24 protein-coding genes are annotated in these 20,729 nt (G+C 62.0%); 11 read left to right on the top strand and 13 right to left on the bottom strand.

The window, feature by feature from the left end; all coding sequences use genetic code 11:
• Positions 1-23 precede the first annotated feature (23 nt).
• A complete protein-coding gene (locus ACVIN2_RS33540) occupies positions 24-1,100 on the top strand; it encodes a BMP family ABC transporter substrate-binding protein (RefSeq protein WP_027566587.1) in 1,077 nt (358 codons plus the stop codon).
• Positions 1,101-1,207: 107 nt separating this feature from the next.
• Here the strand turns inward: ACVIN2_RS33540 and ACVIN2_RS33535 are convergent, their stop codons facing one another.
• Complete coding sequence (locus tag ACVIN2_RS33535; protein WP_456768880.1) at positions 1,208-2,557, bottom strand: 8-oxoguanine deaminase; 1,350 nt, start codon at positions 2,555-2,557, stop codon at positions 1,208-1,210.
• A gap of 153 nt (positions 2,558-2,710) precedes the next feature.
• Between ACVIN2_RS33535 and ACVIN2_RS33530 the strand changes: the two genes are divergently transcribed.
• Genes ACVIN2_RS33530 through ACVIN2_RS33520 form a run of 3 tightly spaced genes read left to right on the top strand, consistent with a single transcriptional unit; the run spans position 2,711 to position 7,675 of the window.
• Complete coding sequence (locus tag ACVIN2_RS33530; protein ID WP_456768879.1) at positions 2,711-3,538, top strand: FAD binding domain-containing protein; 828 nt, start codon at positions 2,711-2,713, stop codon at positions 3,536-3,538.
• Positions 3,535-6,258, top strand: a complete 2,724-nt coding sequence (locus tag ACVIN2_RS33525) for a molybdopterin-dependent oxidoreductase (RefSeq protein WP_456768878.1) — start codon at positions 3,535-3,537, stop codon at positions 6,256-6,258. Before ACVIN2_RS33530 ends, ACVIN2_RS33525 begins: the two co-directional genes overlap by 4 nt.
• 22 nt (positions 6,259-6,280) lie before the next feature.
• Entirely contained in the window at positions 6,281-7,675 is a 1,395-nt protein-coding gene (locus ACVIN2_RS33520) for a nucleobase:cation symporter-2 family protein (protein WP_456768877.1), read from the top strand.
• Here the strand turns inward: ACVIN2_RS33520 and uraD are convergent.
• The 4 genes from uraD to ACVIN2_RS33500 all read right to left on the bottom strand — a co-directional run bounded on the left by uraD (position 7,672) and on the right by ACVIN2_RS33500 (position 10,284).
• Positions 7,672-8,559, bottom strand: a complete 888-nt coding sequence (uraD, locus tag ACVIN2_RS33515) for a 2-oxo-4-hydroxy-4-carboxy-5-ureidoimidazoline decarboxylase (RefSeq protein WP_456768876.1) — start codon at positions 8,557-8,559, stop codon at positions 7,672-7,674. The genes ACVIN2_RS33520 and uraD overlap by 4 nt on opposite strands.
• A gap of 7 nt (positions 8,560-8,566) precedes the next feature.
• Complete coding sequence (gene puuE, locus ACVIN2_RS33510; RefSeq protein WP_456768875.1) at positions 8,567-9,502, bottom strand: allantoinase PuuE; 936 nt, start codon at positions 9,500-9,502, stop codon at positions 8,567-8,569.
• The gene (locus tag ACVIN2_RS33505) at positions 9,503-9,916 is read right to left on the bottom strand and encodes a DUF3830 family protein (RefSeq protein ID WP_007601448.1); all 414 of its coding nucleotides are present in this window, start codon (positions 9,914-9,916) and stop codon (positions 9,503-9,505) included.
• Positions 9,917-10,005: 89 nt separating this feature from the next.
• Positions 10,006-10,284 (bottom strand): hypothetical protein, encoded by a 279-nt coding sequence (locus ACVIN2_RS33500; RefSeq protein WP_456768874.1) that lies wholly within the window; start codon positions 10,282-10,284, stop codon positions 10,006-10,008.
• 227 nt (positions 10,285-10,511) lie between these two features.
• On the opposite strand from ACVIN2_RS33500, the gene ACVIN2_RS33495 reads away from it, so the two are divergent.
• Positions 10,512-10,730 (top strand): hypothetical protein, encoded by a 219-nt coding sequence (locus ACVIN2_RS33495; protein WP_456768873.1) that lies wholly within the window; start codon positions 10,512-10,514, stop codon positions 10,728-10,730.
• 743 nt (positions 10,731-11,473) lie between these two features.
• Positions 11,474-12,889, top strand: coding sequence for a tyrosine-type recombinase/integrase (locus ACVIN2_RS33490; protein WP_456768872.1), 1,416 nt, complete (start codon positions 11,474-11,476; stop codon positions 12,887-12,889).
• 114 nt (positions 12,890-13,003) lie between these two features.
• Here ACVIN2_RS33490 and ACVIN2_RS33485 read toward each other — a convergent pair whose 3' ends face one another.
• The gene (locus ACVIN2_RS33485) at positions 13,004-13,222 is read right to left on the bottom strand and encodes a hypothetical protein (protein ID WP_084777614.1); all 219 of its coding nucleotides are present in this window, start codon (positions 13,220-13,222) and stop codon (positions 13,004-13,006) included.
• A 252-nt stretch (positions 13,223-13,474) separates the two neighbouring features.
• On the opposite strand from ACVIN2_RS33485, the gene ACVIN2_RS33480 reads away from it, so the two are divergent.
• Complete coding sequence (locus ACVIN2_RS33480) at positions 13,475-13,699, top strand: hypothetical protein (RefSeq protein ID WP_456768871.1); 225 nt, start codon at positions 13,475-13,477, stop codon at positions 13,697-13,699.
• A gap of 22 nt (positions 13,700-13,721) precedes the next feature.
• Positions 13,722-13,907 carry a hypothetical protein gene (locus tag ACVIN2_RS33475; RefSeq protein ID WP_456768870.1) on the top strand — a complete coding sequence of 62 codons (186 nt, stop codon included), beginning with the start codon at positions 13,722-13,724 and terminating at the stop codon, positions 13,905-13,907.
• A gap of 260 nt (positions 13,908-14,167) precedes the next feature.
• On the opposite strand, the gene ACVIN2_RS33470 is transcribed toward ACVIN2_RS33475, so the two are convergent.
• Positions 14,168-14,410 (bottom strand): hypothetical protein, encoded by a 243-nt coding sequence (locus tag ACVIN2_RS33470; RefSeq protein ID WP_456768869.1) that lies wholly within the window; start codon positions 14,408-14,410, stop codon positions 14,168-14,170.
• A gap of 952 nt (positions 14,411-15,362) precedes the next feature.
• Positions 15,363-15,614, bottom strand: coding sequence for a hypothetical protein (locus ACVIN2_RS33465; protein ID WP_456768868.1), 252 nt, complete (start codon positions 15,612-15,614; stop codon positions 15,363-15,365).
• 907 nt (positions 15,615-16,521) lie between these two features.
• Between ACVIN2_RS33465 and ACVIN2_RS33460 the strand changes: the two genes are divergently transcribed.
• Positions 16,522-16,704, top strand: a complete 183-nt coding sequence (locus tag ACVIN2_RS33460; RefSeq protein WP_456768867.1) for a hypothetical protein — start codon at positions 16,522-16,524, stop codon at positions 16,702-16,704.
• A gap of 97 nt (positions 16,705-16,801) precedes the next feature.
• Here the strand turns inward: ACVIN2_RS33460 and ACVIN2_RS33455 are convergent, their stop codons facing one another.
• The 3 genes from ACVIN2_RS33455 to ACVIN2_RS33445 form a co-directional block, all read right to left on the bottom strand.
• Positions 16,802-16,978 carry a DUF3606 domain-containing protein gene (locus ACVIN2_RS33455; RefSeq protein WP_456768866.1) on the bottom strand — a complete coding sequence of 59 codons (177 nt, stop codon included), beginning with the start codon at positions 16,976-16,978 and terminating at the stop codon, positions 16,802-16,804.
• Between the two features lie 185 nt (positions 16,979-17,163).
• Complete coding sequence (gene ligD, locus ACVIN2_RS33450) at positions 17,164-18,099, bottom strand: non-homologous end-joining DNA ligase (RefSeq protein WP_456768865.1); 936 nt, start codon at positions 18,097-18,099, stop codon at positions 17,164-17,166.
• Between the two features lie 174 nt (positions 18,100-18,273).
• Positions 18,274-18,480 (bottom strand): hypothetical protein, encoded by a 207-nt coding sequence (locus tag ACVIN2_RS33445; protein WP_456768864.1) that lies wholly within the window; start codon positions 18,478-18,480, stop codon positions 18,274-18,276.
• An 832-nt stretch (positions 18,481-19,312) separates the two neighbouring features.
• On the opposite strand from ACVIN2_RS33445, the gene ACVIN2_RS33440 reads away from it, so the two are divergent.
• A complete protein-coding gene (locus ACVIN2_RS33440; protein WP_456768863.1) occupies positions 19,313-19,657 on the top strand; it encodes a response regulator in 345 nt (114 codons plus the stop codon).
• On the opposite strand, the gene ACVIN2_RS33435 is transcribed toward ACVIN2_RS33440, so the two are convergent.
• Complete coding sequence (locus tag ACVIN2_RS33435; RefSeq protein WP_007603851.1) at positions 19,654-19,998, bottom strand: response regulator; 345 nt, start codon at positions 19,996-19,998, stop codon at positions 19,654-19,656. The two genes, ACVIN2_RS33440 and ACVIN2_RS33435, sit on opposite strands and share 4 nt — an antisense overlap.
• Positions 19,999-20,148: 150 nt before the next feature.
• On the opposite strand from ACVIN2_RS33435, the gene ACVIN2_RS33430 reads away from it, so the two are divergent.
• Positions 20,149-20,430 (top strand): hypothetical protein, encoded by a 282-nt coding sequence (locus tag ACVIN2_RS33430; protein ID WP_456768862.1) that lies wholly within the window; start codon positions 20,149-20,151, stop codon positions 20,428-20,430.
• 87 nt (positions 20,431-20,517) lie between these two features.
• Here ACVIN2_RS33430 and ACVIN2_RS33425 read toward each other — a convergent pair whose 3' ends face one another.
• The gene (locus tag ACVIN2_RS33425) at positions 20,518-20,643 is read right to left on the bottom strand and encodes a hypothetical protein (RefSeq protein WP_231171125.1); all 126 of its coding nucleotides are present in this window, start codon (positions 20,641-20,643) and stop codon (positions 20,518-20,520) included.
• Between the last annotated feature and the right edge of the window lie 86 nt (positions 20,644-20,729).

Below are 20,729 nucleotides of genomic sequence, written 5' to 3'. Positions count from 1 at the left end.
CCCCTGATGTTTGGAGATTGATAATGAGGAAATCACTTCTTGCGCTGGCTGCCGGGCTCTTGCTTGCCGGGAGCGTCAGCGCAGCCTCCGCCGCCGACAAGCTGAAAGTCGGATTTATCTACCTCGGCCCGGTCGGCGACCTCGGCTGGACCTATCAGCATGAGCTGGCACGCCAGGCGCTGGTGAAGGAGCTCGGCGACAAGATCGAGACCACTTTTCTCGAAAACGTGCCTGAAGGCCCCGACGCCGAGCGCTCGATCGAGCAGCTCGTCCGCGCCGGCAACAAGCTGATCTTCACCACCTCATTCGGCTACATGGATCCGACGCTGAAGGTCGCGAAGAAATATCCGAACGTGCATTTCGAGCACGCGACCGGATACAAGCGCAACCCGAACATGTCGACCTATTCGGCCAAATGGTACCAAGGCCGCTACATCCAGGGCCTGATCGCGGCCAAGATGTCGAAGTCCGGCGTGCTCGGCTATATCGGCTCGTTCCCGATTCCCGAGGTCGTCTCCGGCATCAACGCGACGATCCTCGCCGCGCAGACCATCAACCCGAACATCAAGGTCAAGATCATCTGGGCCAACACCTGGTTCGACCCGGGCAAGGAGGCCGACGCCGCCAAGGCGCTGATCGACCAGGGCGCCGACGTCATCATGCAGCACACGGATTCGCCGGCGGCAATGCAGATCGCCAGCGAACGCGGCAAGCTCGCCTTCGGCCAGGATTCCGAGATGATCAAGTTCGGGCCGAAGACCCAGCTGACCTCGATCCTCGATACCTGGGGTCCCTACTACATCGCCCGGGTCAAGGCCGAGCTCGACGGAACCTGGAAATCCGAGGACAGTTGGGGCGGCCTCGACAGCCATATGTTCGCGATGGCGCCCTACACCAACATGCCTGACGACGTGAAGAAGATCGCCGAGGATGCCCAGGCCGCGATCACCGCGGGCAAGCTGCATCCGTTCAAGTGCCCGGTCCTTGGGCAGGACGGCAAGCCGGTCGAGTGCAAGGGCGGCGCCAATCTCGACGACGGCCAGATCCTCGGCATGAATTTCTACGTCAAGGGCATCGACGACAAGCTGCCGGGCAAGTAGCACGCTTCTTGCTTTGTCTAAATCACCTGCTCCTCCCGGAACAGGTTCGGAGGGGGTGGCCAGAAGCACCCGGCACTTGTGGTCGCCCCCTCTTTCTATTTTGCTGACTAACCCGCCTGCATCGCTCGCGCCGCGGAACTGTGCCGGCTGATCAGATCGGCGACATCCAGGCCGGGGATCGCGCCGCCCATCACGGCCCATTTCCCCGCCACCATCACTCTGTCCGCCCGATGCGCCCCGCACAGCACCAGTGCGGCCAGGGGATCGCCATGGCCGGAGAAGCGTAGCTCGTCCAACCTGAACAGCGCGAGATCGGCCGCCTTGCCGACGGCGATCTCGCCGAGTTCCGGCCGACCGACACAGGCCGCCGAGCCCTTGGTGGCCCAGCGCAGCGCATCCTTGTGACTGACCTTCGTTACCCCATAACGCGCCCGTTGCAGCAGGAACGCGGCCCGCACCTCCTGCATCAGGTTCGATCCGTCGTTCGAGGCGGAGCCATCGACACCGATGCCGATGCCGACACCGGCCTCCTCCATCTCGCAGACCGGGCAGCAGCCGGAGGCCAGGAGCTGATTGCTGCAGGCGCAATGACTGATCGTCGTCTTCGCCTTGCCGAGCCGCTTCATCTCGTCCGCGTTGAAGAAGATGCCATGGGCGAGCCACGTCCGCGCATTGAGCCAGCCGCATTGCTCGAGATAGTCGAGCGGACGGCAGCCATACATCTCCTGGCAGAATTTGTTCTCGTCCTCGGTCTCGGCAAGATGGGTGTGCAGGCGCACGTCGAGCTTGTCGGCCAGATCGGCGGTGGCGCGCATCAGGGACGTCGTCACCGAGAACGGCGAGCAAGGGGCAAGCGCAATTTGCACCATCGCATCCGCGCCGCGCTGGTGGTGCCTGGCGACCACGCGCGCGCTGTCCGCGAGGATGGTGTCCTCATCCTGTACGACGCTATCGGGCGGCAGACCGCCGTCGCGCTGCGACAGGTTCATCGAGCCGCGCGTGAGCAGCACGCGCACGCCGAGCCGCCTGGCCACCGCCACCTCAATATCGACGGCGTCTTCGAGGCCTGCCGGAAATACGTAGTGATGATCCGTCGTGGTGGTGCAGCCCGACAGCAGCAGTTCGGACATCGCCACGGTGACGCTGAGCTCGAGAGCTTCAGGCGTCAGCTTCGCCCACACCGGATAGAGCGCCTGGAGCCAGGGAAACAGCTCGCGGTCCATCGCCGCGGGCAGCGCCCGCGTCAGCGTCTGGTAAAAATGGTGATGGGTGTTGATGAGGCCCGGCAGCACGACGTGGTCGCCAGCGTCAAACACCGCGACGTCGGCGGTTGCAGGCGCAGCGCCGGCCGGCACCAGCTCGACTATCCGGCCGCCTTTCACCACGATCCCGCGCTTGGCGCCATCGGCGAGGATAGCCAGGGGATCCCTGATCCAGATCGGCTTTGCGTCGCTCATCAACCTGCTCCTCCTCACATCCGCCGACGACAGGCCTGCAAGGCAGGGGCCGGCCTGATTGCACTTTTACCGCGACTTGTTGTTGCGACTTGGCGCTCGTCTTGCAAGACTTTCTCCTGGCTCGATTCACTCGTTGGAAGCGTTGGCGTCGCCATGGACTTGAATACCATCACAGCGGTGGCCCATCCGCAAACGCGCGCGCAGCTGCCCGTTTGGACGCCAGGCGATGCTTGGCTCGCGGGCGGCACCTGGCTGTTCTCAGAGCCGCAAGTTAACCTGACTCGGCTCATCGATCTCACCGACCTCAAGTGGCCGGCTCTGACAGTCACCGAGAGCCATTTCAGCATCGCGGCCACCTGCACCGTTGCGCAGCTCGATGGATTCGTCTGCCCACCCGATTGGTTCGCGGCGCCGCTGATCAACCAGTGCTGCCGCGCCTTCCTTGCTTCGTTCAAGATCTGGAAGACGGCGACCGTCGGCGGTAATCTCTGCATGTCGCTGCCGGCGGGACCGATGATCTCGCTCACCGCTGCGCTCGAGGGCATCTGCACCATCTGGAAGGCCGGTGGCGGCGAACAGATGATGCCCGTCGTCGACTTCGTCACCGGCAACCAGCGTAACCTTCTGGCGCCGGGCGACCTGCTCCGGCAGATCGATATTCCGATCGCCGCGCTGAAGCGTCGTACGGCCTTCCGCCAGATCTCGCTGGCGCCGGTCGGCCGCTCGGCGGCGCTCCTGATCGGCAGTCTGGATGCCGCTGGCATGCTGACGCTCACGGTGACCGCCTCGACGGTACGGCCGATCCGGTTGTCCTTTCGCGAGGCCCCTGACGTGACAGCGCTTCGCGGCGCCATCGCGCAACAGATCACGGACGATCTCTACCACACCGACATCCACGGCAAGCCGCTCTGGCGCAAGCACATGACACTGCGGCTTGCCGAAGAGATCCGCGACGAACTCCTCGGAGCACCGTCGTCATGAGCTTCGAGGTCAACGGCAAGCCGTTTTCGCAGGAGCCACGCGCCGGCCAGTGCCTGCGCACATTCCTGCGCGAGCTCGGCCATTTCGGCGTGAAGAAGGGTTGCGACGCCGGCGATTGCGGCGCCTGCACCGTGCTGCTGGACGGCGAGCCGGTGCATAGCTGCCTGATCCCGGCCTTCCGCGCCGACGGGCGCACGGTCACGACGATCGAAGGCCTCGGCGGTGACAGCGGCGCGCATCCGATGCAGCAGGCATTCCTTGATGCGCAGGGCTTTCAATGCGGCTTCTGCACCGCCGGCATGATCGTGACCTGCGCCTCGCTGAACCAGGCGCAGCGCACCGATCTCGGCGCGGCTTTGAAGGGCAGTATCTGCCGCTGCACCGGCTATCGTTCGATCGAGGATGCGTTGCTCGGCAAGACCAATATCGAGGCGAACGTCGAGGCCGGCGCCGCATTCGGCCGCAGCCTGCCGGCGCCGGCCGGGCCCGATGTCGTGCGCGGCAAGGCGCGCTACACGTTCGACACGCAGATCGACGGCCTGCTGCATATCAAGCTGCTCCGTTCACCGCACGCCCACGCGAGGATCGTCGCGATCGACAAGTCGGAAGCACTGAGCGTTCCCGGCGTCCACGCGGTGCTGACGCATGAGGATGCGCCAACCACTATGATGTCGACCGCGCGGCATGAGCAGGACTGGATGGATCCCGAGGACACCCGTGTCCTCGACGACATCGTCCGCTTCATCGGCCAGAAGGTCGCCGCCGTCGTGGCAGACAGCGAAGCCGCCGCCGAGGACGCTTGCCGCCGGTTGAAGATCAGTTACGAGATATTGCCCGCGCTGGTCGATCCGGAGCAGGCGATGGCGCCCGGCGCGCCCGTCATTCATCCCGACCGCACCACCGCGAACCGTGTTGCCGACGCCCAGCGCAACCTCGCCGCGGAAACGCATGGCGAATTCGGCGACGTGGCGGCTGCGCTGGCGACATCTGCCGTCACCTTCGAGGGCACCTTCAATAGTCACCGTGTGCAGCATGCCGCTTTGGAAACCCACGGCGGCCTGGCCTGGCTCGATGCTTCGCGCGTGCTCAATGTCCGCACCTCGACGCAGGTGCCGTTCCTGACCCGGCGTGCGCTGTCCGATATCTTCGAGCTTCCCATGGACAGGGTCCGCGTCTTCTGCGAGCGCGTCGGCGGCGGCTTCGGCGGCAAGCAGGAGATGTTCGTCGAGGACATTCTGGCGCTCGCCGCGCTCAAGACCGGACGGGCGGTGAAGCTGGAGCTCACCCGCGAGGAGCAGTTCATCGCAACCTCGACGCGGCATCCGATGCGGGTCCACGTCAAGGCCGGTGCAGCCGCGAACGGCAAGCTCACCGCGCTTCAGCTCGACGTGCTCTCCAACACCGGTGCCTACGGCAATCATGCCGGCCCGGTGATGTTCCACTCGCTGGCCGAATCCATCAGCGTCTACAATTGCCCGAACAAGCGGGTCGACGGCTACGCGGTCTACACCAATACGGTGCCGGCAGGCGCGTTTCGCGGGTATGGCTTGCCGCAAACACTGATCGCAGTCGAGGCCGCGATCGACGAACTGGCAAGGCAGCTCGGCGTCAGTCCTTACGAGATGCGCCGGCGCAATGTCGTCAAGCCCGGCGACCCCATGCGGTCACCGCCGCCATCGGAATTCCACGACGTGCTCTACGGCTCCTACGGGCTCGACCAGTGCCTCGACCTCGTCGAGCGCGCGATGCAGGCTGATGGCCCGCAGCCGGGCCTGTCGCCGGAGTGGCTGATCGGCGACGGCATCGCGCTGACCATGATCGACACGGTGCCCCCGGCGGGCCATCTCGCGGATGCGATGGTCACGCTCAACGACGACGCCAGCTTCGACCTCACGGTCGGCACCGCCGAATTCGGCAACGGCACCAGCACCGTGCACCGGCAGATCGCGGCGACGACGCTTGCGACCACCGTCGACCGCATCCGCCTGCGCCAGTCCGACACCGCCCATGGCGGCCACGACACCGGCGCCTATGGCAGCGCCGGCATGTTCGTCGCCGGCAAGGCGACGCATGCCGCGGCCATGCAGCTTGCGACCGAGCTGAAGGCGGCCGCCGCCGGCGCATGGCTCTGCGACGTCGGCAGCTGCACCCTCGAGAGCGAAGCCGTCGTCAGTGGTGTGCGGCGGATGTCCTTTGTGGAACTGGCCAAGCTCGCGCGCGAACGCGGACAGCCGTTCGCGGGCGCCGGCAGTTCCGGCGGCACGCCGCGTTCGGTCGGCTTCAACGTGCAAGGCTTTCGCGTCGCCGTGAACAAGGGCACCGGCGAGCTCCGGATTCTCAGGAGCGTGCATGCGGCGGACGCCGGCGTCGTCGCCAATCCCATGCAGTGCCGCGGTCAGGTCGAAGGCGGTATCGCGCAGGCGCTCGGTGCCGCGCTTTACGAGGAGATGGTGATCGATGCCGACGGCCGCGTCGTCAACCCCAAATTTCGCGACTACCATCTTCCCTCGTTCGCCGACGTGCCCCGCACCGAGGTCTTCTTCGCCGAGACCTCCGACACGATCGGCCCGCTGGGGGCGAAGTCGATGAGCGAGAGTCCGTACAATCCGGTCGCCGCCGCGCTCGGCAACGCGATCGCCGATGCCACCGGCATCCGCTTCACGGCGCCGCCCTTCAAGCCGGACCGGCTGTTTCCGGCGCTGCACGATAAGTTTGGATAGGCATCTTTCGGGGGATTGATCCATGAGCAGCGAAGTGCATCCCGTCGACGAGGTCTTGCCGGCCCCGCGCCTGCTGGCGCTCGGGCTGCAGCATGTGCTGGTGATGTATGCCGGCGCGGTCGCGGTGCCCTTGATCATCGGGCGCGCGCTGAAGCTGCCGCCGGAGGAGGTCGCCTTCCTGATCAGCGCCGATCTGTTCGCCTGCGGGCTTGCGACGCTGGTGCAATGTCTCGGCTTCGCCGGCGTCGGCATCCGCCTGCCCGTGATGATGGGCGTGACCTTCGCGTCCGTCGGTCCGATGCTGTCGATGGCGAGCGCGCCTGACATCGGCCTGCTCGGCATCTACGGTTCGGTGATCGCGGCCGGCCTGTTCGGCATCGTCGCGGCGCCGTTCGTCAGCCGGCTACTGCCGCTGTTCCCACCCGTCGTCACCGGCAGCATCATTCTCGTCATTGGAATCTCCTTGATGCGGGTCGGCATCAACTGGGCGGGCGGCGGCCTGCCGACGCTGACGAAGGTGGTCGACGGCGTCGCCGGCAGCTTTCCCAATCCGGCCTACGGACAGCTGCAGGGGCTCGGCATCTCGCTGTTCGTCCTGCTGTTCATTCTCGGCCTGATCAAATGGGGCACCGGCTTTCTCGCCAACGTCTCCGTGCTGCTTGGCATCATCGCCGGCGCCGTGCTCGCGACCATTCTGGGCGTGATGCATTTCGACAAGGTGGCTGCGGCGTCCTGGGGCGCGCTCGTGATTCCGTTCCGCTTCGGCATGCCGCAATTCCATCTGGTGCCTGTCATCACCATGTGCGTCGTCATGATCGTGGTGATGATCGAGTCGCTCGGCATGTTCCTCGCGCTCGGCGACATCACCGGCAAGACGGTCGACCGCGAAGCCCTGAGCCGGGGCCTGCGCGAAGGCGTCGGCACGCTGCTCGGCGGCATCTTCAACACGTTCCCGTACACGTCGTTCTCGCAGAATGTCGGCCTGGTCTCGGTCACAGGCGTGCGCTCGCGCTGGGTCACGATCACGGGCGGCTGCATCATGCTCGTGCTCGGCCTGTTGCCGAAGCTCGCCGCGCTGGTCGAGGCCGTGCCGCTGGTCGTGCTCGGCGGCGCCGGCCTCGTGATGTTCGGCATGGTCGCCGCGACCGGCGCACGCATCCTCACCTCGGTCGACTTCCGCACCAATCGCTACAATCTCTTCATCGTCGCGATCTCGATCGGCTTCGGCCTGATCCCGCTCGCCGCACCGGGCTTCTTCAGGAATTTACCGCACGATCTCCAGCCGCTGCTGGAGTCCGGCATTCTGCTCTGTGCGATCGTCTCCGTGCTGCTCAACGCCTTCTTCAACGGATTGAGCGGAGGAGCTGCGGCGCAAGCGGATGCAGCAGCGGTCGCCTCATCCGCGCAACATGTTTAGCTACCGCGATAGGTCGAATAGCTCCACGGCGTGACCAGCAGCGGCACGTGGTAGTGGCTTTCCGGCTCGCTGATCGCGAAACGCAGCGGGATCTCGTCGAGGAACGGCGGGTCGGAGAGCTGCACGTTGCGCTCGGCGTAATACTTGGCAACGCTGAAGCGAAGCTCGTAGCGGCCGATCGGAAGTGGACGGCCGCGGATCAACGGCTGGTCAGTGCGGCCGTCCGCGTTAGTGATGGTGCGCGCGATCACACGATTCTCACCGAGTGCGGAGAGTTCAACGAGCTCGACCGGAATGCCCGGCGCAGGCTTGCCGACGTGGTTGTCCAGCACATGGGTCGAGAGCCGGCCATGGACTTTCAGCTTGTCGTCAGCACTGACGAGCTGGTCCAGCCGCAGCGCAGCGATGCGGGAGATTTCCTCGAGCGCACGGCGTGTCTCGGTCTTGGCAATGTTCTGCAGTCGCGACTCGAAGTCACGCAGAATGGAATCCTTGGTGTGCCGGCGCGCGCAGACGATATAGGGGATACCAAATTTTTCGCGATACGCATTGTTCGCCCGCTCGAAGGCCGCATATTCGGTGTCCGACAGACGGTCTAGACCAGCGCTGCTCTGTTCGGCAGTCGAGTCAGGCGTGAGTCCCGCTGCGCGCTGGGTCTTGTTCGCGAGGTCGGGATGCGCGCGTATCAACGCCAGCTGCACCTCGGGCTCAGCGCTAGCGATCGCCGCCTTGATCGCGTCGAGCAGTGAATTGATGCCGGCAAACGGACGGCGCGCCGCGGCTTCTTGGGCAATCCAAGGCGAGTACTCGACCACGTTTTCAAGTACGGCCACGAAATCATCGAAGCTCGCGGCATTGAGATCAGACAAGGCGATCTGTGACATTGCTTCCCTATCCGATCTCGAAAGCATCGTCGGCAAGGCCCGCGAGCTTGTCGTGCCAATGCTGGGCGATCTGCAACCGCGTCGGCACCCAGACGCGCTCGTGCTTGCCGATGTAGTCGAGGAAGCGGATCAGCCCCGCCGCGCGGCCGGGGCGGCCGGCGAGACGACAGTGCAGGCCGACCGACATCATCTTCGGCGCGCCCTCGCCTTCGGCATAGAGCACGTCGAAGGCATCCTTCAGATAGGTGAAGAACTGCTCGCCTTCGGCAAATCCTTGCGGGTTGATGAAGCGCATGTCGTTGGCGTCAAGCGTGTAGGGAATGACGAGCTGCTTGCCGCTCGCGCCCTTGACCCAATAGGGCAGATCATCGGCATAGGAATCGCTGAGATAGAGGAAGCCGCCCTCCTCCATCAACAGACGGTTGGTGTTGATCGAGGAGCGTCCGGTATACCAGCCGAGCGGCCGCGAGCCGGTCGCCGCGGTGTGGACGCGGATCGCTTCCGCGATCTCCGCGCGCTCCTGCGCCTCGGTCATGTCCTTGTGCTCGATCCACTTCAGGCTGTGGCTGGCGATGTCCCAGCCCGCCTCCTTCATGGCAGCTACGATTTCCGGATTGCGCTTCAGCGCCGTGGCGACACCGAACACGGTGGTCGGCCACTTGCGCTCGCTGAATATCCGCCACAGCCGCCAAAAGCCGGCGCGCGAGCCATATTCGAACATCGATTCGATATTGGCGTGGCGCTGGCCGGGCCAAGGCTGTGCGCCGAGCACGTCGGACAGGAACGCTTCCGAGGCAGGGTCGCCATGCAGGATGTTGTTTTCGCTGCCCTCCTCGAAATTGGCGACGAACTGTACCGCGACCCGCGCGTTGCCGGGCCATTGCGGGTGCGGCGGGTTGCGGCCGTAACCGCGGAGATCGCGCGGGTAGCGGGTACCAGTCACTCAGACTTCCTCGAAGCGGATCGGCAGCGCGCCCTTCCACAGCACGCTCTTGCCCAGCGTCGCCAGGTTCTCAAGGCCGGAGGTCAGCGTGATGAAATGGTTGCCGGCGAGCTGGCCCATCTTGCTCGCGAAGTGCACGCCGCCATAGGCCATCAGGATCTCGGTCTCGCTGATGCCGCCGGGATAGAGGATGATCTGACCGGGCGCGGGATAACTGGTGTGGTTCTCGTATCCGACACCGAAATCGAGGTCGCCGAGCGGCATCCACACGCCCTCGCCGCTCCAGCGCACGTGGATGATGTGGCTTTCGAACGGCAGCGCCTTGCGGAACGCGGCGACAGTCTTGGGCGCCGCTTGCTCCTCGAAACGGGCATCGAAGGTGAAGTCGCCGGCGCGGATCACGAGTTTGGTCATCTCATCTCTCTGGATCGGGGACGGTGGCCCCACGGGGAATTTTCAGGCAAAGAGCACTCCGTCGGGCTTCGCGCAAGGGGCGCGGCCCGTTACCTGCGGTCGTAGGACCAGCCGAAAACGCCGCTCCGCCGCGTCTCAGGCTCCGGCGCGGCGGCGGGCTGCGGCGCCTCCCTCAGTTCCGCCTGCGGTGGCGGAGGCGGCACCGGCAAATTCTCGCATTTCATGGAGTAGACCAGCTTGCCGTCCGCGGTCCGCCCGATCGGCGCGCAGGGGTCCGGATGCGCCGCCGAGGTTTTTGGGGTCAGCTTGACCTGCGCCACGGCCGGCGAGGCGATCAGCAGAAGGACCAGCAGATATTTCGACATCATTGTCGCCCAGAAACCAAATTTGGCCCATTGAACCGGATTGCACAGGTCGAGTCCATCGGGGCTATGGGCGCGATTGCCGAATATTTAGCCGAGGCTAGAAAATTGGCTCGCCCCAATGTGATGTCGCGAGCGCTGATATCGGCTGGGCGCATCGCCATGTCAGCCGCGACGGCGACCAAACAAAACACACATCTCACAGCCGGGCGTCGTCACGGGAGAAAGAAACAATGCAAAAGACTTTCGTCATTCTCGGCGCGACGCTGATTGCCGCCGCCACGATCCAGACCGCCGCTGCGAACGACCGTCGTCATGTCCGCAAGGCGCAACCCCATCCCATCACCCAGTCGGTGCGCGACTCCAACGCCGCGCTCTGGCCGTCGCAGCCGACCGGGCCCGACTGGTCGCGCTATTCCAACGGCGCGATGTCTGCACCAGCGGGACGGTGATGCGGGAAGCCTAGCGCGATCAAGCGAAACTGCCTCCAAATTGTCATTGCGAGGAGCTCTTGCGACGAAGCAATCCAGACATTTTCCCGGATGCATTTCTGGATTGCTTCCGCCTTCGCTAAAGCTTCGGCGGACAAGTCGCTGCGCTCGCAATGACGGAGCATGAGGCGGCAGCGGCACTCTTCCAGCTCGCATTCAGATTGCAGACACGTCTTCGCGTCCTCGCGGCGCGTTTCGCCCGAGCTTTGCTTCGTCACTCCACCCTCTTGTCCAAGAGGGCACAGGGAAGGCCGGGTGCCGGCTGGCACCCGCGGTCCGCTGCGCGAAAATGTAGCGCAAGGAAACCGCACAGCAGCATACAGGTGTAGCCAATCACTCGGCCTTCCCTGCGCGATGGTCGGACAGCTTATGCCGTGCTCTCCCGGGAGCCGAGTTCCTTCTGGCCTCCCTCGCCTTCGCGAAATTCACCGACACCGCGCCGGTTGACGCAGATGTCGCATTCGCCAGGGCTTGACCGTAGCAACGACGGCCAGGACCACACGTCTATATTTTGGCATTCGGTGAAACACGCCGAAACTAACAAAAGACTTTGAAAGAAGCGTTTTTCGACTACCCTGATGCAGGCTGTTTCAGCGGGCTTCACCAAATTAAGGGCCCGGCCCTAAGCCTTTCAGCGTCCGCACGACAAACTGAAAGCCTCAAAGCCGAGCCCTTTGGTCCCAAGCCTTAGGAGCCGAAACCACATGGATACTACCATCATCGCAGACCCCGCTGACAAGCGCGGCCGCAACAGCAGCGTCATCCTGACAGACCGCCTGTGCGAGAAGCGGGTTGCCAAGCGTACCAAGTTCTACGACCGCAAATGCCCCGGCCTCTACGTCAGCATCACCACGGCAGCCGTGGCGACCTTCTCGTTCAAGTTCACCGACCGGCAGACCGGAAAGCAGCGCACCGGCTGGCTCGGCGTCTACAATCCCGAGACTTTTACGGTCGAGGACGCCCGCAGCAAGGTCTACGGTCTCAAGGGACTGGCTGCCGGGGCCCTCGCCGAGAATTTCCGGGACCAGAAGGCCAAGGCGGCAAAGCGCGGCAAGACAGTCGCCGAGATCATTGAGGAGCGGATCGACTGGATGAAGACGCCAGTCAAGAAGCCGGATGGCGAGATGCGGCCCCGGCTGGAGGCTTGGGAAAATACGGAGAGCCACCTGCGCCGTTTCCTCGGTGCGAGGCTTGGCAAAACGCTCGCGAGAGACGTCACCAAGCACGACATCGCGACGCTGTCGAACGACATCGTCGAGGGAAAGTTCGGCAAGCCCTCCGTCAGCAACGCACGTCATATGCGCAAAGCGGCCTCAGGCCTGTTCAAATGGGCGGCCGAGGCAGGCCGCGATTACGTGACCGCCAGCCCCTGCGTCAACCTGCCGAAGCTCGACCCTGAGCATCCCCGCACGCGGGTCCTGTCTGAGGACGAGATCAGGATCTTCTGGCGTGGTCTCGGCCGCAATGATCTGCCCTATGACCGCCGCACCCGCCTCGCCCTCAAGTTCGAGCTGGTCACCATGCTGCGCTCACGCGAACTGCTCGGTGCGCATCGGAATGAGCTGTCCGACCTCGACGGCAAACATGCGCGCTTGGAGGTGCCTCTCAAGCGGGTCAAGAAGCGGCGGGTGATCCAGCAGCCGCTCTCGGATCTGGCGGTTGAAATCATCAAGGAGGCGCTGGCGTCCGCAGACCAGCAGTTTGTGTTCGAGAGCCCCATGTACAAGGGTCAGCCGATCCACCGCAAAGCGATGGCCGACGCGCTGCGCGGCACCAAACACGAGAAGAACAAGGATAAGACCAAGACGCCGGGTCTCTGCGAGCTATTGGGCCTCAAGCCGTTCACGCCGCATGATCTGCGGCGGACGGCGGCAACCCTGGCCGGGGATCTCGGGTTCGACGACGCCTGGATCGCGAAGTGTCTGGATCATGCCGCGAGCAAGAAGGCTGAGACCATCGTCCCGACCGTGACCGGCAAGGTTTACAATCACAGTAAGCGGATGAAAGAAAAGCGCGCGGTGCTGGACGGCGTGGCGGCAGAGTTGCGGCGAATCGTCGGGATGCCTGTCGCTAAGGCCCCAGGAAAAGACGGGCAACGGCTCGCCGCCTTGATTGCATAGGCGGACCGACTCCGAGCCCGGCCCCCATCGCTTCCTGCGTGTTTTTCCAACCGGTTCCTCGGGCGGTCAACGGAGGCGAGCGACCGGAGCCGCTCGCCCGAGTTGTCGCGCTGACTATGCCGTGCGCCCGGTGCGCTGTGCGGCTTCGTCCTTGCTGCCGACGTGCGTGACGCCTTTGAGCACTTGGTTCACGGCGCGCGGATTTATCACATATGCCGCTGCGATCTCGTGCTGGTACTGCCCGCTCCAGCGGCGCAGCCAGACGTCAACAGCTTCCTCGAATGTGAACTTAGTTTTACGGGGTTGGTTGTCTTGAACGACCGGACTAGCCACGCTAGGATCTCCTTCGTGGTGACGGACATGCGAAAGCATCTCCTGTGAGAAACGCCACGGAAAGCCGAGCCCGCCTGCGAAGTGTGCTCGGCTTTTCCATGCGTGATTTAGCAAACTGCCAAATCACTCGCCCATTAGGTCAAAGCCGTCAGGGTCGCGCAAGGTGGCGCGTAAAGTCATCCGTTTCAAGGGATTGCGGGCTAGTTCCCCACGATTTACAGGTAAAACGCGATTCGCCGTCCCCATGCCAACATGCCCTACCCGCAAAAGATCACCTTCGGTGAGATGCGCGCCATGGGCGTGCGCGGTGTCCTGGTCTATTGCCGTCACCGCTGCGGCCATCACACCGAGATCAGCGCCGACGCCTGGGGCGATGATGTCAAGCTCAGCGACATCGAGCCGAACACAAAGCGCGGAAAGCGCGGTGCCGAGATCAGACCGAACTACGATCCGGCGAAAATGGGGACGACCGGCTGATGCTTCGTGAGGAAACCTCAACATGAAGGATTATCAGGCCAGCTTGGAAAAACTCCGCAGGGACGCGGCTGAAGCCGGCCTGATCCGCGACCTTGCGACCAACACCGCAAAGCGGGACATGTTCGACCGGCTGGCGCAGCATCTGAATCAGCTTGCTGACGAAGTTGAAAAGGCGATAGCGGAAGCGTCTCGCGGCGCTGACATTTGACGCGCGCGCCGAAGCCATGACCGTGCCCCCACCGTGAACTGTTCGCCATGTTGGCTCAATTCGGACACCCGACTCAGGTGCTTCTTATAACGTGCAGCCGGCGTCTCGCCGGGTGGCGATCCTGACCCACTAGCCACCTTCGCGAGCGGAGTTTCAAAGGCCCGGATCAGCCCCCCAGCCAGCCGGGCCTTTGTGCTGTCGATGCGCCGGCACGGCGCCGAGATTCGGCCGAACCACCATCCAGCGAAGATGGGGACGGGCTAGGGCTTGCAGATCAGGTTGTGAACCGTCCAATCGGGATTGGCTGCGATGACGACGTAGCCACTGCGATTGTCGTAATCCAGCACGAACGTCATATGGCCCGAGACGTAGCGGCCGAGTTGGACTTCCGAGACGTCGTTGTAAAAGTATTCTTCTCGGCCGCTCCACCGATGGTACAGCTTTCCCGCTGTGAAACGGAAGACATCGGTGGCGTCGTACTGTTGCAGCACCGGTCCTCCCACGGCCTTCCCCTCGGCTCTACACGTCATGTTCGGGACGGCGGCCACTGCCGACGTGGCGGAAAGGTTGGCACCAACGACTAGGCACCAGCCCAAAACGATGCCGACTAAACCTCTCATCAATTTCATGCTGTCCCCCGTCCCCGACCATCTTGTCAGGCCAAACACTGATCGTCCATCTTTGGGCGGCGTGTCCCACGACCGGCCGCTCAAGAGCGCAGGCTCGTCTGCGCCGATACAGAAGCTCGGAGGTTTTTAGTTCACCCTTGCAGATGACCATCAGCATGAAACGATTTACGTTCAGCTCCCGCGTGCAAACGGCGAGGAACAGCCAATGCGCTATTTTCGAAGCAGAGACCTCCAAGAGAGCCACCGCAGTACGCTCGAAAGGCATCCGCACACCAAAGAAGCCGTGCAAGAGCAGATAAAGCGCTCACGCGCACAACTCGCGGCATCTAAAAAACTCCTGCGCCCACCGGCAGTCGACGACACCGGACCTGCTGCAATACGACGGCGGCGGATTGCCGGAAATTCGCGGCTGCGTTCCGATGCAAGGCCGCTGCATCAGGTACCCCGGCGCGAACGGCAGGCATCATGAAGAACATCGCGCACAGCTTCAGCGGCTTGGCGAGCCAATTGTCGATGCTGGAAGGACCGTGACGATCAGTTCAACGGCTGCCCATTGAGCCTGCGGATGATGGCACCCAAGGCTGCCAATATATTCTGGGACGACGGGACGACTGGCTATGCTCAAGCGAGACGTGTTCGACGAGCCGGCGACGCTCTGAACCAGCTTGCAGATGAGGTCGAGACGCCAATGCGTTTTAAGCGCGCTGGGGCTGAGTGAAACCGAAGGTGCCAACTCCCGAACAGTTGGCTCACGAAATCGAGCTGTTCTCCGAAATGCGTTTCGTCTCATTGTACACCTAAGAGCAGAAGTGTCGCTCTTCACCCGTTACCTTTCGCGGGGCGGCTCGGAAGCTGTACCCTTGTAAACCTGACTGGCCATCCGGTCCTGCTCTGCGGCTCGCATCTCTCGCGCCGTCTTCAATGCCCGCCGAAGGAACGGGTCTTCGGTCTCTTTGGACAGTGTAATCAGCTTGCAACAATTCGGGCAGTTAACCTGCAATCCATCTCGGACTCGGTTCATCTTCTCCCCAAAAACGCGGGTGCAGCCCGGGCACCTAATCTTGATTTTGTCGTCCATCGGCCGGATTAGCCTCCATCAGGATGAGGCCCCGCCACCCTGGGAATGTGGCGGGGCTCATTTCTAGGACCGCCAAAAAGTCAGCGGATAGCGAAAACACTACGTGCTGCGGGTTAAGAAAACGGGTGCCAAACTCGGGGCGCTTCGCCCCTTCTTGATGAATTTTAGCTTGGGCGCTCATCGCTTGTTAAGGACGGACCGCGCGTCTTTGGTGGGTTAGCGCAACGTCCCGGAACGCCTTCACGGGCGATCCTTCGGAATCGAAACCGCCGCTACCTAGGGCTCATCACCCGGCTGAACGCCGAATGAGATCGACTCTTCACCTTGATCCATTGCTCGCTGCGACCAGTGCGGTACCAGTTGTCGCGATGTTTCGACACCAGACCCCCCAGGCCGAGCTTGCAAGTATGACGGATAGGTCTGGCCCGACCTCGCCTGGTTCAAACGGCGCGAGGTGGATGCCGTCAACGCGGCGCGCGAGCAGCCGAGCCAGGTTAGTCTTGCGCAGGCTCCGTTCCTGAACTGGCTGGACGGCCTCAAGCCCGACGAGTGGGAGCGTAACCGGAATTACAAAAAGCGGACGTGATCGAACCGGGCCGAAGTTCGGTCATGTGCCGTGAAGGTGGCTCACCCTAACAAATAATTGGCCGCCTTTAACAAGCACATCTCTTTGCAAACGCCTATTCCGGCGAAGTGCAGCGCCGCGGCATCGGCGCGGCCCGCACATATGCATCCAATGCGCAACGCCAACTTTTAGGGATCTTGAGTTTTGACAGATTGCAACACGTCCGCGTCGACGCTGATTGAGTTGAGAATTTCCCAAGCCTACGTCAGACTCTGCTCCCTTCCCGAGGGTGGTTCTCAAGCATCGGTCTCGGTCGCTTCGATTGGCAGCTATGAGATCCGGATGTTGGCGAATCCGGCGGCTGATGTTGATAGTACGCCGCTGTTTTGGCTGGAGCTGATCGATCACAGCACCAAAACATCTGTCGACAGCTTCTGTTGCTATCAGATCAAAGACGCGGTGCCCGTGGTCCGCGACTTCTTCAAGCAGGTGGATGATTCGAACGAACCCGGTGACACCTGCTGATGAAGGACTATCGCAGATGGGACAGTTGAGATTGATCATGGCGTGAAAAAGCGCGCGGGCCTTGCTCCAAAGATCGCAAGCATACCGCGCGCCTCGGTTACACCGCTAATTGTTTGCGAACGGCGGCGGCCGAATTGCCTACCTTGTCGACGGCCTTTTGCAGCTCGTCTCTGGAGACACCAAGCGCCTTGGTCCAATACTTGACCTCGAAGTCTTCTTTCGTGTTGATCTTGCTACGGTCGCGCTGGTCCCGTTTGGTGAGGCTGTCGCTCATCTTCCTCCTCCATCGCCTGTACGAGCCGCTCATCATCGAGAACGGCCAGCAGGTCATTGATCGTGTTTTCGGCGTCCCTCGGCGCAGGCTCGACATAGCGAGCCAGGATGGCCTGGGCTTCTTTTACCGCTCGGGTTACGCGATCCGGCATGCCGGTACTCCACTCACTGGTGGAGAAAACGCCGTCAGGAACGCCGCGTTCCCTTGCTGAGCCCCTTGAAAGAGCTGGCCCGCAGTAGGCCTTCGGACGTGATGTCCCGGTATTCGATGTCGGCGTAGAATTTGGGCTCGACCCAGGTGGCTCTTGGTTTCCTGACAGGCTTGGTGAGCTTCTGCTTCGGGCTGACGACGGTATCGAGAGCCTTGCGGATCTCCGCCGACTTCGTCCGGCTCCAGCCCGTGCCGACCTTGCCCATGTAGCGCAGCTCTTTCCCCTCCTGCTTGCCCAGGTAGAGCGCGGCGACGCCGGACGGATCCTTGACGAAACCAACAACAGGGAATTTCTCGCGCTGCACCGTCTTGATCTTCTGCCAGGCTTCCACCCGGTCAGACCGGTACGGCGCATCCACTCGCTTCGAGACGATGCCTTCGTAGTTGAGCTTGCTCGCCGCCTCGAACAACGCCTGACCGTCACCTTCATGGTGCTCGCTGTAGAAGATCGGTGCTTCCAGCCCGTTTTCTTCTATCAGCTGTTTCAGCAGCTCCTTGCGGGCAAGCTGCGCATGTTTGCGGAGGTCTACGCCGTCCAGCCACAGGAGATCGAAGGCGAAGTACTGTAGACGGTCCTGGTCGCCTCTGCCGAGATCGGCCTGCAGCTCAGAGAAGTTGGTGCGCTCTTCGTGGATGACGACCACCTCACCATCGACAATGGCTTGCCCTTCGATGTCAAAGGCGCCCGCAATGACCGAGAACCGGTCGACCCAGTTATGGCCGTTCCTGGTGAAGGCCTTCCGGTCGTCGCCGTCAATGTGGAGCTGGATACGGTAGCCGTCGTATTTGACTTCATGAATCCATTGAGCCCCTGAAGGCGCTTTCATCTTCAGGCTCGCAAGCTGGGGGCCGATAAAGTCCGGCATGGAAGCTTGCGGCTTCTTGGCCGGTGCTCGGGTACGCTTTGCCACTAACACAACTCACAAAAAGCCCGCCGCCGGTGTTGGGCCGACGGCGGGGCAGTCTACCTACCTTATTCACGACTCTTTAACCGCGAAGCCCACGCAGCGTTCCCACGCGCGTTCTCTCAGACGACCGGGTAATGGCCTATTTCCAACGTGCCTTAAGTTGGTTATCGCAGTCGCCTATTTTGCTTTTTTGTCGCTATCGCGCAGCTTGTCCAAGGCCTCGGTCACATGGCCAGGCTTTCGGAGCGCCAGCTCGCTCTCAGCCAGAGTCCGGTAGCTCCGTTCCATGCTTTCGAGGTGCTGGCGCGCGAAGGCGTCCTTCACCGTCTCCAGTGCCTTCCGGTAATGCTCCGCCAGCTTGAGATATTCGTCTGGGCTCATCATTGGAACGGATGTGCACTATGATACTTGGAGCCGCTCAATGGCTTGGTGGTAGCAGTGGACCGCGAATTTAAGAACGAAGTGTTTTCGCGGTTTGATCCTAGCCCGATTAAGCCTTGCGGCGAGTGTGGCAGAAAGCCCCTCTCCGTGTTGAAAATGCCAAATCCGGAAAACGGTAAAATCGTCCGCATGTTCAAGTGCCAGTGCGGTACGCAGACGTGGACCGAAACCAAAGAGTAAGGCCGCCTCAGTGAGCGGCCTGAACTATCCACCTCCCTACAACCGCAGTCGCGATTCCAGGTTGTATTTTCAACGTAAACTAGAACGGCCGCCGAACGACTAGAGAACGCGGTGTGATAGAGCGTTCTTCCAGCGGAACGCCCCTCGATGCCTGGGGCGGCGTTCTATCTCGATCTGATCGGTCAATTGGGCGGCTGTAACCCGGGAGATGCCAGCCACTCGCTCATGTGTGAACCGGTCTCCGCTTGCCGAGCCTTTCGGATCAGTTCTTCGCGGGCAGCACCCGGAGGAAGTTGCAAGGCCTCCTCGCGAAGGCGCTTAGCTTCCTGGGTAAGACGTACTTCTAGGGAGGTAGATTGGATGACCCTGCTACGCCGTGCCATACTCTCGTTTCCCAATCGATGCACCACTCAAAACGTACAAAAAAGGTTCCGGTTCCGTCATTGCCAGGTGGCTGTTGAGCCAGCGCGCACTGGTCCGGGCAAGGTGTGGTCTGCGCCTACGCGCTGGTGGCACCGAGCGAGGCTCTCAACCACAAAGAGATGACATCCGGAACCTCTGAAGTTCACGTATGTTAATACGTAGAGGTTCTTTCATGACCCATACAGTTCTCGTCGTTGATGATGACGCCGCCGTACTCGACGTGATCGCGAGTATGCTCGAAGACATTGGTTGCGACGTGGTATGCGCACACAGCGGCGATGAAGCTCTGGAAACGTTGGCGCGCCAGCAAAACATTTCGATCTTGATCACCGACATCAACATGCCCGGCATGGATGGTCATGAACTCGCCGAGCGAGCCACGCGCATTCGTCCGACGCTGAAGGTTCTTCAGCTATCTGGTCGCGAGCGAAGGCGTGATGGCTTTCCGCTGCTCAGGAAGCCGTTCTCTGAAGAAGACCTAGCCCGCATGATGCAACAGACGACCGGCGTTTGTTAGCGCAACAGAGAGGCTAGACAGCGCTCAAGCTCCTCGATTGGGAACGGCTTTTCAAGCACCGGATACTTGCTAAATCCTTCAGGCACGCCGCCCGCCCCATACCCGCTCGCAAAGGCAAACGGAACGCCGTTGCTTTGCAGCGTTTCTGCGATGCGCTCAGAACTATGTGCCCCAAGCTGTATGTCGAGAATGGCGGCATCAATGCCCGGCATGGAGGCGAGCGAAAGCCCGCTTTGCAAATCGTTGGCTTCACCAGCGACGCTATGACCTAGCTCGGCCAGCATGTCCGCAATCATCATGCGGATAAGGGATTCATCCTCGATCAGAAGCACAGACGCCATAACCCTACCCCGCCCGTATTTTACCCGGCTACTAATCCAAAGCTATGTTGCCTTAGGATGGCTCTCGGCTTCAGTCTGGTCGTTGCGCCTGAAAATAATTTGTGGGACCGTGTTTGGTCAACGGTTGTTCGATACCGAAAGTGAGTTTCAGTGACCGTTTTATTGGGGTGCGTATTCGCGATGGACGTTGACGGCAAAGCTACGTTCGCGTTCGAGGCGAAGAATTTCCCTGAGGCATTCGAGTTGTGCAAAGAGGATTGGGTTCGTGAGGACCTGATCGCCCTGACATCGAATGGCGTGCCGCTTTGCTCCTCGACCGCGAAGCTGGCAATCCGCAGAGCTGACCAAGCCGAGATTGCTATTTATCGAGACGCCGCTCTCAAAGCACAGACCGAAGACTTGATCCTAGCATATCTTATCGATTTAGATTGAGCGTAGCCCGGTGGCTACGCCCTTGATCATGGGCAGTACGGTACGCCTATCCGGAAAAAGAGTCGCCTAACCGAAGACAGCCTCGGCTCACTTTCGCTTCTGAGTGACGAGTCGGAGTGGAATGTTGTGTACATGCGCGCGCCCTCGCACGGCTGCTTCCGTCCTGCCGAGCGCGCTGGCGATCTCGTCTGGTCGGCGGCCCGCCGCCGCCATCGCCACCAGTAGTTGATGCTCTTCCGGCGTCCAGCGTCTCAGCAACGGATAACGTGACTGCTGCATCGTTCTGATGTCCCCACCCC

This window comes from Bradyrhizobium sp. USDA 3650 (assembly GCF_054057395.1).
Note: the sequence above shows the minus strand (reverse complement) of the source record. Positions and strands in the feature narration are given on the sequence as shown.

Coding starts and splice junctions, on each gene's coding strand:
- ACVIN2_RS33540 (WP_027566587.1), top strand. CDS start 24: ATGAGGAAATCACTTCTTGCGCTGGCTGCCGGGCTCTTGCTTGCCGGG.
- ACVIN2_RS33535 (WP_456768880.1), bottom strand. CDS start 2,557: ATGAGCGACGCAAAGCCGATCTGGATCAGGGATCCCCTGGCTATCCTC.
- ACVIN2_RS33530 (WP_456768879.1), top strand. CDS start 2,711: ATGGACTTGAATACCATCACAGCGGTGGCCCATCCGCAAACGCGCGCG.
- ACVIN2_RS33525 (WP_456768878.1), top strand. CDS start 3,535: ATGAGCTTCGAGGTCAACGGCAAGCCGTTTTCGCAGGAGCCACGCGCC.
- ACVIN2_RS33520 (WP_456768877.1), top strand. CDS start 6,281: ATGAGCAGCGAAGTGCATCCCGTCGACGAGGTCTTGCCGGCCCCGCGC.
- uraD (WP_456768876.1), bottom strand. CDS start 8,559: ATGTCACAGATCGCCTTGTCTGATCTCAATGCCGCGAGCTTCGATGAT.
- ACVIN2_RS33505 (WP_007601448.1), bottom strand. CDS start 9,916: ATGACCAAACTCGTGATCCGCGCCGGCGACTTCACCTTCGATGCCCGT.
- ACVIN2_RS33500 (WP_456768874.1), bottom strand. CDS start 10,284: ATGATGTCGAAATATCTGCTGGTCCTTCTGCTGATCGCCTCGCCGGCC.
- ACVIN2_RS33495 (WP_456768873.1), top strand. CDS start 10,512: ATGCAAAAGACTTTCGTCATTCTCGGCGCGACGCTGATTGCCGCCGCC.
- ACVIN2_RS33490 (WP_456768872.1), top strand. CDS start 11,474: ATGGATACTACCATCATCGCAGACCCCGCTGACAAGCGCGGCCGCAAC.
- ACVIN2_RS33480 (WP_456768871.1), top strand. CDS start 13,475: ATGCCCTACCCGCAAAAGATCACCTTCGGTGAGATGCGCGCCATGGGC.
- ACVIN2_RS33475 (WP_456768870.1), top strand. CDS start 13,722: ATGAAGGATTATCAGGCCAGCTTGGAAAAACTCCGCAGGGACGCGGCT.
- ACVIN2_RS33465 (WP_456768868.1), bottom strand. CDS start 15,614: ATGGACGACAAAATCAAGATTAGGTGCCCGGGCTGCACCCGCGTTTTT.
- ACVIN2_RS33460 (WP_456768867.1), top strand. CDS start 16,522: ATGTTGGCGAATCCGGCGGCTGATGTTGATAGTACGCCGCTGTTTTGG.
- ACVIN2_RS33455 (WP_456768866.1), bottom strand. CDS start 16,978: ATGAGCGACAGCCTCACCAAACGGGACCAGCGCGACCGTAGCAAGATC.
- ACVIN2_RS33445 (WP_456768864.1), bottom strand. CDS start 18,480: ATGATGAGCCCAGACGAATATCTCAAGCTGGCGGAGCATTACCGGAAG.
- ACVIN2_RS33440 (WP_456768863.1), top strand. CDS start 19,313: ATGACCCATACAGTTCTCGTCGTTGATGATGACGCCGCCGTACTCGAC.
- ACVIN2_RS33435 (WP_007603851.1), bottom strand. CDS start 19,998: ATGGCGTCTGTGCTTCTGATCGAGGATGAATCCCTTATCCGCATGATG.
- ACVIN2_RS33425 (WP_231171125.1), bottom strand. CDS start 20,643: ATGGCGGCGGCGGGCCGCCGACCAGACGAGATCGCCAGCGCGCTCGGC.